The organism is Pseudomonas sp. ACN5 (assembly GCF_002303975.1).
Lineage (GTDB): Bacteria > Pseudomonadota > Gammaproteobacteria > Pseudomonadales > Pseudomonadaceae > Aquipseudomonas > Aquipseudomonas laurylsulfatiphila.
Genome location: NZ_MRCP01000033.1, coordinates 1 through 11,640, shown reverse-complemented (window position 1 = coordinate 11,640; position 11,640 = coordinate 1). Strand labels below are relative to the sequence as shown.

8 protein-coding genes and 1 pseudogene are annotated in these 11,640 nt (G+C 64.1%); all 9 read right to left on the bottom strand.

The genetic code is table 11. From position 1 onward, the window contains the following. Nucleotides 1–145: pseudogene (locus BSF40_RS33350) on the bottom strand (ABC transporter permease); the annotation flags it as partial. A gap of 3 nt (nt 146–148) precedes the next feature. Next, the gene (locus BSF40_RS31215) at nt 149–1,108 is read right to left on the bottom strand and encodes an ABC transporter permease (protein WP_095968266.1); all 960 of its coding nucleotides are present in this window, start codon (nt 1,106–1,108) and stop codon (nt 149–151) included. Between the two features lie 169 nt (nt 1,109–1,277). Further along, the gene (locus tag BSF40_RS31210; RefSeq protein ID WP_095968265.1) at nt 1,278–2,879 is read right to left on the bottom strand and encodes an ABC transporter substrate-binding protein; all 1,602 of its coding nucleotides are present in this window, start codon (nt 2,877–2,879) and stop codon (nt 1,278–1,280) included. Between the two features lie 99 nt (nt 2,880–2,978). Next, nucleotides 2,979–4,394 carry an aldehyde dehydrogenase family protein gene (locus tag BSF40_RS31205; RefSeq protein WP_095968264.1) on the bottom strand — a complete coding sequence of 472 codons (1,416 nt, stop codon included), beginning with the start codon at nt 4,392–4,394 and terminating at the stop codon, nt 2,979–2,981. Beyond that, on the bottom strand, nt 4,387–5,577 hold the full coding sequence (locus tag BSF40_RS31200) for a pyridoxal phosphate-dependent aminotransferase (RefSeq protein WP_095968263.1): 1,191 nt from the start codon (nt 5,575–5,577) through the stop codon (nt 4,387–4,389). Before BSF40_RS31200 ends, BSF40_RS31205 begins: the two co-directional genes overlap by 8 nt. A gap of 24 nt (nt 5,578–5,601) precedes the next feature. Then, a complete protein-coding gene (locus BSF40_RS31195; RefSeq protein ID WP_095968267.1) occupies nt 5,602–7,209 on the bottom strand; it encodes a 5-guanidino-2-oxopentanoate decarboxylase in 1,608 nt (535 codons plus the stop codon). A gap of 10 nt (nt 7,210–7,219) precedes the next feature. Then, the gene (locus tag BSF40_RS31190; protein WP_095968262.1) at nt 7,220–9,319 is read right to left on the bottom strand and encodes an acetate--CoA ligase family protein; all 2,100 of its coding nucleotides are present in this window, start codon (nt 9,317–9,319) and stop codon (nt 7,220–7,222) included. 18 nt (nt 9,320–9,337) lie between these two features. Continuing rightward, nucleotides 9,338–10,498, bottom strand: a complete 1,161-nt coding sequence (locus tag BSF40_RS31185) for an acyl-CoA dehydrogenase family protein (RefSeq protein WP_007981552.1) — start codon at nt 10,496–10,498, stop codon at nt 9,338–9,340. A 40-nt stretch (nt 10,499–10,538) separates the two neighbouring features. Beyond that, on the bottom strand, nt 10,539–11,330 hold the full coding sequence (locus BSF40_RS31180; protein ID WP_095968261.1) for an enoyl-CoA hydratase/isomerase family protein: 792 nt from the start codon (nt 11,328–11,330) through the stop codon (nt 10,539–10,541). Between the last annotated feature and the right edge of the window lie 310 nt (nt 11,331–11,640).

Sequence of the window (11,640 nt, the reverse complement as noted above, 5' to 3'; positions counted from 1 at the left end):
GCTCAAAGCCCCCGCCCACCACCTGGGTTTCGCCAAACGGCGCCAACACCGGCGCGAACACCGCCACCAGCACGTAAAGCAGGATCATCAACAAACCGAACCGGGCGCTCAGGGGCGCCCGCCACAGGTGTTTTAACAGGCTCATGGTCTACCCCTTCGGATGCATCAGGCGTGGGTTGCTGGCAATCGACAGCACATCGGCGCTGGTGTTGAGCAGGATGTAGGTCGCGGCGAAGATCAGGCTGCAGGCCTGCACCACCGGAATGTCGCGCTTGGCCACCGAGTCCACCAGCAACTGACCGAGCCCCGGATAGACAAACACCACTTCGACCACCACCACGCCGACCACCAGGTACGCGAGGTTCAATGCCACCACGTTGACGATGGGCGCCAGGGCATTGGGCAAGGCGTGGCGAAAGATGATCCGCGACTGGCTGATGCCCTTGAGCCGGGCCATTTCGATGTAGGGGCTGGCCAGCAGGTTGATCAATGAGGCGCGGGTCATGCGCATCATCTGCGCGATCACCACCAGGCTCAGGGTCGCCACCGGCAACACCGAGCGTTCCAGAACCGTGCCCAACGAAGCGTCCGGCGCCAGGTTGGAAATGCTCGGGAACCAGTTGAGCTTCACCGCGAATACCAGGATCAGGAGGTAGGCAACGAAGAACTCGGGGAACGACACCGCGCTCAGGGCCGAGGTATTGAGCAAGCGGTCGAACCAGCTGTTGCGGTACAGCGCGGCGAGCATCCCCAGACACAACGCCAGCGGCACCGACACCAGGGCCGCCAGCAAGGCGAGGCTGAAGGTGTTGCCCAAACGCGTACTCACCAGATCGGCGATGGGCCGCTGGTTGGCCAGCGATACACCGAGATCACCGTGCAACAACTGCCAGATCCAGTGGCCGAAACGGCTCAACGGCGGCAAATCCAGCCCCAGTTGCGCCCGATAGGCCGCCACGGTTTCCGGGGTGGCCGACTGACCGAGCATGGCCTGGGCAATGTCGCCCGGGAGCATGCCGACGGCCAGGAAGATGATCACTGAAACGGCGAACAGGGACAGCAGGCCTAATGCGAGACGCTGTCCCAACAGCTTGAAAATACTTCTCATCGTGCAGTTCCTTGAATTGGGCACGCCTTTGAAGACACTAAATTTCTACTGTGGGAGCGGGCTTGCTCGCGAACGCGGCGTGTCAGTCGCCAACTGAGTCAGCTGACAGACTCTATTCGCGAGCAAGCCCGCTCCCACAGTTGATCTTCACCGTTCGATAGATCCCGGTTTACGCCTGCCACCAGCGCTCGATCACCCGCAGGCCATCCAGTTCACCGTAGGGCGCGGTCTGCCCACCGTGAACCACCCGGTTGGAGCGCGCCGCCACGGAACTGGCGAACAGCGGCACGATCGCCCCGCCCTCGTCCCGGCACAGCGCCTGCATTTCGTTGTACATCTCGCGGCGCAGCGGGTCGTTCATTTCGCCGCGAGCGGCGTTGAGCAGTTGATTGAAGCGCGGGTTGTCCCAGTGGGTTTCGTTCCACGCCGCACCCTTGGCGTAGCCGATGCTGAACATGCGGTCGGCGGTCAGGCTGCTGTACCAGAACGAGGTGGTGAAGGGTTGCTTCATCCACACGTTGGAGAAGAAGCCATCGGCGGGCTCGCGCACCACGTCGATGTCGATCCCGGCGGCTCGCGCCTGTTCCTTGAACAACACCGAGGCGTCCACCGCGCCGGTGTAGGCCGCGTCGGAGGCTTGCAGGCGGACCTTGAGCGAATCCAGACCGGCCTTCTTCAGGTAGAAGCGCGATTTGTCCGGATCGTAGGTGCGTTGTTCCAGCGCGGTGTTGATGAAACGGCTGCCGGGCTGGATCGGGTGGTCGTTGCCCACCAGGCCATAGCCGTGCAGCACCGAAGCCAGCAAGGTTTCGCGGTTGATCGCGTGCTTCATCGCCAGGCGCACGTCGTTGTTCAGGAACACCTGGCTGTCGGTGAGCATCGGGAAGGTGTAGTGCTGGGCGCCTTTGGTTTCTTCGATGACCAGGTTCGGGTTGCGCTTGAGCAGCGCGACGGTTTTCAGGTCGACCTTGTTGATCACATCCACTTGCCCGGTGACCAGCGCATTGACCCGTGCCGCGCCGTCGGAGATCGCGATCAACTCGGCGCTGGCGAAGTGCGCGCGGCCCGGTTTCCAGTAATCGGGGCTGCGTTCCAGGGTCATGCGCACGCCCGGTTCGAAGTCCTTGAGGCGATAGCCACCGGTACCAGCGCCGGCCTGCCAGTCCGCCGCGCCGTCCTTGCTCGGCATGATCGCCAGGTGGTAATCGGCAACCACATAGGAGAAGTCGGCGTTGCCCGAGTGCAATTCGAACACCACGCTGTCGCTGCCGTTGGCACTGACTTTGGCCACGTCACCCAGCACGGTCTTGGCCGCCGAGGTGGATTTTTCGCCGAGGTGATGCTGGATCGACGCCACCACGTCCTCGGCGGTCAGGGTCTTGCCATTGTGGAAGGTCACGCCCTGACGAATCTTGAAAGTCCAGACACGCGCGTCCGGGGTCGAGGTCCAGCTTTCGGCCAGTTCGGGGATGGCGCTGCCGTCGACGGCAATTTCGGTCAGGGTGTTATAGACCGCCGAGAAGCCGACGAAGGTGAAGGTGTCGGACCAGGAACCCGGATCTTTCGAGTCCGTGGTGCTGCCACCCGCCAGGCCCAGACGCAACACGCCACCCGGCTTTGGTGTGGCCTCCCCGGCAAAGGCGCCAAACGGCAGCCCCATGGAGAACGCCCCGGCCACCGCCGCGGCTGCCGCGCTGTACTTCAAGAAGTCCCTGCGCGGGAAGCTCAATTCATGGTTCGCTTGAGTAATCTTGTTTTTGTTATCGCTCATTGCATTGCCCCTGATCAAAAAGCTAATGAATTACCGGTTCAAAACCACGCAAGACACCGGGCCAGGGCCCGGTGCATACAACATCTGAATCGCCTACCGTCACACCTGGATCGCCTTCACTTCGACGAACTCGTTGAGTCCCTCCTCACCCCACTCCCGGCCATTGCCCGATTGTTTGTAGCCACCGAACGGCGCCTGGTAATTGAACGCCGCGCCATTGAGGAAGCACTGGCCGGCGCGCATCTGCCGGCCCAGGTGCAAGGCACGCTCGGCACTGCCGGCCCAGACGCCACTGGACAGGCCGAACGGCGAGTCGTTGGCGATCTGGATGGCCTGTGCTTCATCGGCGTAAGGAATCAGGCACAGCACCGGGCCGAAGATCTCTTCCTGGGCGATGCGCATGCGGTTGTCGACATCGGCGAACAGCGTCGGGCTGACATAGAAGCCGCGCTCGAAGGCTGACGGCGCGTCCCCGCCGCACAGCAGCCGTGCGCCTTCCTGTTGGCCGACCTTGATGTAATCGAGCACGGTGCGTTTTTGCCCCGCGGAACACATAGGTCCCAGGAAGCTTTGTGGGTCGAGGGGATCGCCCATGCGCAGGCTCAGGGTCTCCTGCAGGGCGATTTCCACGGCTTGGGCATAACGGCTGGCCGGCAGCAGCATGCGGGTCAAGGCGGTGCAGGTCTGGCCGGAGTTGATCATCACGTCCTGCACGCCGTAGCGCACGGCCGCGTCCAGGTCCGCATCCTCGGCAATCAGCAGCGGCGATTTGCCGCCCAGTTCCAGGCACACCCGTTTCACCGAAGGCGCCGCCGCTTGCGCAACGCGAACGCCAGCGCCGGTGGAGCCGGTAAACGACACCATGTCCACGTCAGGGTGTTTGGCCAGTGCTTCACCGACTTTCGAGCCCGGCCCGCTGACCAGGTTGAAGACACCGGCTGGCAAGCCGACGTCCTCGATCATCTGCGCCAGCAAGAAGGCATGCAGCGGGGTTTCCTGGCTCGGCTTGACCACCACGGTGCAACCGGCGGCCAGGGCCGGGGCCAGTTTGCCGATCAACTGGTGCAGCGGGTAATTCCACGGGTTGATGAACGCGCAGACACCCACGGCCTCGCGGATCACCAGTGAATTGCCGACTTCGCGCACCTCGTCCATCAGATGAGCCAGTTCGACGTACTGCTCAAGGCCAGCGATCGGCCCGTCGACCTGCACCGAGCGGCACCATTGCACCGGCATGCCCAACTCGGTAGTGATGACCGAGGCCATCTCATCAGCGCGGGCACGCAATTGCCCGGCCAGGGCACGAACGTAACCGGCGCGCACGCTGGAGGGAGTGCGTGACCATGAGTCGAAGGCCCGGCGTGCAGCGGCCACGGCGTTTTCGACATCGCGCTCATCGCCCAGCGGCACGCTGCCAGCCACTTCTTCCGTGGCCGGGTTGATCACCTGGGCGATGCCCTGCCCCGACGGTTTTTGCCAGCGGCCATCAATAAACAATGCGTTGTGGTTAAGCATGAACCTGGGCCTCCATCAATTCCTGGGCACAACGGGCAATGCGCTGGCAGGCATCGCGCAACGGTTCGGCGCCGACCACCAGACCGAGGCGAATGTGCCCCGCCGCGCTCGGACCAAAGGCCTCGCCCGCCAATACCGACACACCGTGGCGATCCAGCAGACGGTCGGCAAAGGCCTGGGCGCTGAGCCCGGTCTGGCGGATATCGAGCATCACGAACATGCCGCCGTCAGGTTTCAACGCCCGCACCCCGGGGCAATCGGCCAGGCTGTCGCACACCAGGTCGCGGCGCTGGCGATAGGCTTCGCGCATGGCCTCCAGTTCCGGCAGGTTGCTTTCCAGGGCCACCACGGCAGCGTCCTGAATGAAATCCGGCGAGCCGTAGAGCATGCACAGCGCAAGGTTTTCCAGGTGCGCAGCGAGGGATGGTGGCGCCACCACCCAGCCGACGCGCCAGCCGGTCATGGCGTGGGATTTCGACAGACTGTTGAGGGTCGCGGTGCGCTCGGCCATGCCCGGCAGGCTCGCCGGGCTGACGTGCTCGCCTTCGAACAGCAGTTCGCTGTAGACCTCGTCGGAAATCAGCCACAGGTCGTGGGCGATGCACAACTCGGCCAGAGCGGCCCAGGTGCTGCGCGGCAGACTGGCGCCGGACGGATTGTGCGGACTGTTCAGCGCCAGGGCCCGGGTGCGTGGCGTGATGCGCTCGGCGACATCTTCAGGCAACACACGGAAGCCGTTTTCCGAACGCACCGGCACCGGCACCACCACGGCGCCGCAGGCACCGAACACGGCTTCGTAGGTGACGTACATCGGTTCGGCGACGATCACCTCGTCCCCCGGGTTGAGCACGCATTGGGCGACGCTGAACAGCGCACATTGCGCCCCGGCCAGCACGGTGACCTGATCGGCCGAAACGCTTTGGCCGCTGCGTTGTTGATGGCGCCTGGCAATGGCCTCACGCAGGGCACGCTTGCCGCGCACCTCGGCGTAATGAGTGTTGCCGCTCAGCAGGCTGTCGATGGCACCCTGCACGATGGGCTGTGGCGTGTCGAAATCCGGATCGCCCACGGACAGCAGCAAAATGTCCTGGCCCTGCTCGCGCAGCGCCAGGGCGCGGTAATGAATATCCCAGGCGGCAGCGCCATCACCGGCGATACGTTGAGTCAGATCGGAAAAGCGCATGGCTTCATCCCCTTAAAATGCAGATCAATGCGCACAGGCATGCTTGAGTTCGATCAGGGTCACGCCGTTGCGCTTGAAGCCGTGGCGCAAGTCGGTCTGCAACTCGGCCAGGCTTTGCGGCTGGTTCACCGTGCAACCGAACGCACGCGCGAGGGCGGCGAAATCCGGATTGCGCGGCAGCACGCCGATGGGTTCGATGTCCAGGCCGAGCATGTCGTCGCGGATCTGTCCCAGGGCGTCGTTGTTCCACAGCAGCACCACCAGCGGGCTGTCCAGCTCTTCGACGGCCGTCGCCAGTTCCTGCGCGGTGTAGAGGAAACCGCCGTCGCCGACCAGCACCAGACCGGGCCGTTGCGGAGCGCCGAACTTGGCGCCGATCCCCGCCGGCAAGCCATAACCCAAGGTGCCGTAGCCGGTCGGGTGCAACCAGCTGCGGATGGCCAGGCTGTCAAAGGCGTAGTTACCCGTATACGCAAGCTGGGTCATGTCGGTGCTGATGAAGGCGTTGTCCGGCAGCTCCGCCGCAATACGCTCGAGAATCGCCTGATGGATCGACTGCAACGGGCCATGGCTGGCCTTGACCGCTTCGCGCAACGCGGCAACCGAGGCAATCGCGGGGCCGGCATCACGCACGTCCGATGGCAGGCGCTCAAGCAAACCGCTGAGGGTTTGTTGTGCATCGCCCTGCAAGGCCACTGCGCAGGGGTAGAAGTCGTTGAATTTGCGCGGGTCGATATCGACACGCAGCAGTTCACCCTTGAGCGGCAGGCGTTCGCGCCAGAAGTCGGTGTCGGCCATTTCTGTGCCGACCGCCAGCACCACATCGGCCTCGGCGATCAGGTTCCAGCCCGGTTCCACACACAGGGAGGAGCCTGCGTTGAGCGGCGCATCCGGTGGCAGCAGCCCCTTGCCGGCGACGCTGGTGAACAGTGGCGCAGCGAGGCGCGTGCTGAGTTCACTGAGCTCCTGCACGGCATTGAGTGCACCACCACCGGCGATGATCATCGGCCGTTTCGCGCCTTTGAGTTTGGCCACGGCCTGGTCAAGCGCAGTGGCGGATGCCGGACCACGGCCCGGGCGACGCACCACGTCGTTGCTCCAGTCACGGGCAATCGGTGCCGCCAACACATCCAGCGGCACCGAGATGTGCACCGGGCGCGGCCGCTCGCTGTCGAACACCGCGTAGGCACGGGCGACCAGTTCCGGCAGGTCTTCGGCGGTCAGCGCCACGGCCGAGAACGCCGTGATCGGCGCGGTCATCGCCCGCTGGTCCTGGCACTCGTGCAGGCTGCCCCAGCCCTTGCCGAGGCTGGCGCTGTGGTTGACGCTGGAAATCACCAGCATCGGAATCGAATCGGCATAGGCCTGGCCGATGCCGGTGGCGGCGTTGGTCACGCCGGGGCCGGTGATGACGAAGCACACGCCGGGTTTGCCGCTGACCCGGGCATAACCATCGGCCATGAAGCTGGCGCCCTGTTCATGACGGGTCAGCACGTGGCGGATGCCGCTGCCGGGCAAGCCGCGATACAGCTCCAGGGTGTGTACGCCGGGGATGCCGAACACGGTATCGACGCCGTAGTTGGCCAACAGGCGCACGAGGGCCTGGCCGCCGGTCAAGGTTTTGCTTTGCATGTTCATGTCCTCACTCGTGGCCGAGGCGAATCAACGCATCGACCGCAATCGTGCCTTGGGCACCGACCAACAATGGGTTCACATCGAGTTCCAGCAGTTGCGCGGCGTTCTCGCAGGCGTAGTCGGCCACGGCGCGGATCGCCGTCACCAGGGCGTCGAGGTCAGCAGACTCGCGGCCACGGAAGCCTTGCAGCAACGGGGCGCTGCGCAAGCTGAGCAAGGCATTGCGGATCGCACCGTCGGTGGTCGGCAGCAACAGGTTGCGACTGTCCTTGAGCAGCTCCACCAGAATGCCGCCGGCACCGATCACCAGCGCGAGGCCGAAATCGTTTTCGCGCTTGATGCCGACAATCAGCTCAGCCAGTGGCGGTCTGGCCATGGGCTCGAGCAACAGTTGATCGAAGGCTACACCCGGGGCGTAGGCGGCAATGCTGGCGCGCATCTTCTCCAGCGCCGCACTCAACGCCGCGCCATCCTTGAGATTCAGCGCCACGGCGCCGGCCTCGGTCTTGTGCGGCAGCTGTGCGCTGACGGCTTTCAAGACCAACGGATAACCCAGTGACTCGGCATCCTTCAGGGCCTGGTCCGGGGTGCTCAATACGCCGTTTGGCGTCGGCAGGCCAAAGGCTTTCAACGCCTGTTTGGAATCCCATTCATTGAGCAAGCGCCCCTCGCCTTCCAGCGCGTGCGGGCACAGCGGCACCAGCGCCGATTCACCCAGAGCGAGCAAGGCCTGGCGATTGCACTGATAACCGGCAATGCGGCCCCACGCGGCCAGCCCGTCTTCCACGCCCTGCAAGGCCGCGACGCCTTGCGCGTGCAGACGCTCACGGGCATGGGCCGGCAGCAATTCAGGGAAAGCCGAAGTGACAAAACCGGTCTTGCCGTGGCGCTGCAGTGCCGCGCAGTACAGCTCCAGCAGCAGGTCGCACTCCTTGCGCTCGCCGGTGAACTCCGACGGGTAGTCGAGCACCAGCATCGCCGCGTCGGCTTCGGTACGCAGGGCGCTGTCGAGCATGCGATTCAAGGCTTCGCCGTCGCCCCAGATCGCCGTGGTGAAATCCAGCGGGTTGACCAGGTTGGCGTAGGTCGGCAGCACCTGCGCGAGTTCGCCGACCTGTCCTTGATCGAGCTTCGGCAGGCCCAGGTCGTTGCGTTCGGCGTAGTCGGCAATCAGGCCGGCGTCGCCGCCGGAACAGGCCAGTGCGATCAGGCTGTTACCCGCTGGCAGGTTGCCGCAGGCCGCGGCCTTGAGGGTTTCGACAAAACTCACCGGGCCGCTGACACGGATCACCCCGAGACGGTCGAACAGCGCGTCGTACAGCGCATCGGAACCGGACAGCGAACTGGTGTGACTCAAGGCCAGTTCGGCGCCAATCTGCGACACGCCGGTTTTCAGGGCGATGATCGGGATGCCCTTTTCCAGCGCCTTGTGCGCGGCGCGGGCAAAACCCGGCACGTTCTTCAGGCCTTCCAGGTGCAGGCCGATGGCGGTGACCCGCGGCTCGTCGAGCAGCACGTCCATCAATTCAGCCACGCCCAGTTGCGCCTGATTGCCCACCGACGCCATGTAGGCCACCGGCAGCGAGCGGTCGCTCATGGACAGGTTGTAGGCGAAGTTGCCGCTCTGGGTCAGCACCGCCACACCCTTCTCCACCGCTTTGCCGCCATGGGCCACCGGCCACAGCGCGCAGCTGTGCAGGTAGTCGAGCAGGCCGTAGCAGTTAGGGCCGAGCAAGGCCATGTCGCCAGCGGCCTTGAGCAATTGCTGTTGCAGGGCCTGGCCTTCGGCGCCGGTTTCGGCGAAGCCGGAGGCGTAGCAGATCGCGCCGCCCGCGCCGATGGCGGCCAGCTCGGCCACGCAGGCCAGGGTCAGTTCGCGGTTGGTGGCGATGAACACGGCGTCCGGGCCGCAAGGCAGCTCGGCAACGCTGCGCACACACGGCACACCTTCAAGATTGTCGTGCTGTGGATTGACCAGCCACATCTGCCCTGGGTAGCCGCCCTCGGCACAGCGCTTGAGGGCGCGCGCCATGCTGCGGCCGCCGACGAACGCCACGTGTTGCGGCGCCAGCATGCGTTTGAGGTTGTCACGAATGGTTTGGGACATGGGAGTTCTCCGGGCCGGTCAGCGCAGCAGCGGCCGCAGCAGCTCGCGGGAAATGATGTGGCGCTGGATTTCCGAGGTGCCTTCCCAGATCCGTTCGATCCGTGCGTTGCGCCAGATGCGCTCCACCGGACCTTCGTCCATCAGGCCCATGCCGCCGAAAATCTGCACCGCTTCGTCGGCGGTACGGCCGAGCACTTCACTGGCGAACAGCTTGGCCATGCCGGCCTCGCCATCGGTCATGGTGCCCTGGTCCATTTTCCACGCGGTGTGCAGGGTCAGCAGTTCGGCGGCGCGGATCTGCGTGGCCATGTCGGCCAATTTGAACGACACGCCCTGGTAAGTGCCGATCGGCTGGCCGAATTGCTTGCGGTCCGCCGCCCATTGCAGCGACACGTCCAGTGCACGCTGGGCCTGACCGACGCAGTTGGCCGCGACCATCACGCGCCCGGCGGTCAGCCAGGCGTTGGCCACGTCCCAGCCCTTGCCGACTTCGCCCAGCACTTTGCTGGCCGGTACGCGGCAGTCGTCGAAGAACATTTCGAAGGTGTGGTAACCCCGGTTGCTCACGCACTTGGGCCCACGGCGAATGGTCATGCCCGGGGTGTTGCGGTCGACCAGGAACGAGGTCACGGCGTTACGCTTTTTGCCGTTGTGTTCGTAGGTGTCGGTCACGGCAAAGACGATGGCGAAGTCGGCATGCCCGGCGTGGCTGATGAAATGCTTGCTGCCGTTGAGAATGAAGTCGTCGCCCTCACGCACGGCGCGGGTCTTGATCGCATTGGCATCGGAACCGGCACCCGGTTCGGTCAGGGCGAAGCAGTCGATTTTCTCGCCCTGGATGCACGGCAACAGGTAGTCGTTGATCTGGTCGCCGGTGCAGGCCATGAGGATTTTCGACGGCCGTGCGACGAACACGTGCAGCGCCCAGGAGACCTTGGACAGCTCACGCTCGATCAGCGCCTGGGACAGGTAGTCCAGGCCACCACCGCCCACTTCTTCGGGCATGTTGAAGGCGTAGAAGCCGGCGGCGATCGCCTTGCCGCGAATCTGCGCCGCCAGCTCCGGGGACACCTCGTCGGCGCGGTCGACTTGCTCTTCATAAGGCAGCAGTTCCTTCTCGACGAAGCTGCGTACCGAGTCCACCAACATTTCTTGTTCTTGGGTCAGTTGGAAATTCATGCTGCTACCTGTTGTTCGTGTACTGAAAGAAGTGTGGGAATCAACGACCGACGAAACGTGCCGGGCGTTTTTCCATGGCGGCGCGCAGGGCTTCGTTGCCGTCCTCGCTGCGACCGCAGAGCAGGCCGGCGGCGAGTTCGGCTTGCAGTTGTTCCGCCAGGCTGCGATCGGCGCCTTCGCGCATGAGTTTTTTGGTCTGGGCAAAAGCGAACGTCGGCCCGGCGGCCAGGCGTGCGGCCAGTTCGCTGGTGACCGTCAGCAGTTGATCGTCGGCGCAGACATCGCCGACCAGACCGGCGTCGAGGGCGCGGTCAGCCCCCCACAGTTCATCGAGGAACAGCAGGCGCTTGGCTTTTTCGCTGCCGATCAGGCGCGGCAGGTGCCAACTGGCGCCGGCATCCGGCGAGTACGCCATGCTGGTGTAGCCGGCTTTGAAGCGAGCCGACTGCCCGGCAATGCGCAGGTCGCAGCACAGGGTCAGGTCCATCCCGGCGCCGACAGCGGTGCCGTTGATGGCGGCGATGGTCGGTTTTTCCAGGCTGTGCAGGCGAGTCATCAAGGCGTGGGCGGTCTCGGTCCAGCCGTAGGTTTCCAGTGCACCCCGGGCTTCGGCATCCGCCCATTCATCGAGGTCGGCGCCAGCGCAGAAGCTGCGGCCACTGCCCGTCAATACCACCACACGCACCGCTGGATCGGCGTTGAAAGCATCGAGCAAGGCGTGCAGGTTTTTCAGCGTCGGAACGTCCAGCGCATTGCGCTGGGCAGTGCGATTGAGGGTGATCCAGGCAACGCCTGCTTCGACCTGGCTGAGCAGCGACGATTGAGTGGTCATGGGAATCCTCGAATTATTGTGATTGGTCTGAGGTGATGCGACTTGAGGCCATACTAAACGAGTGTTCAGTAAGGCGGCAATCGGCGGGGAAATGGGCTGTAACAAGCCAAAAAACCTGTAACAAATTGGTTTTATTGAATTATTTATAGATTCACGAGCATAAGCCGCTGGCGTTGTTACAACTTCGAACAACTGGCGACACTGGGTGCGCCGCAGCTTTCCCGCCCACCACAAAACAACTGTGGGAGCGGGCTTGCTCGCGAAAGCGGAGTGTCAGTCAACATTGATGGTGACTGACACTCCGCTTTCG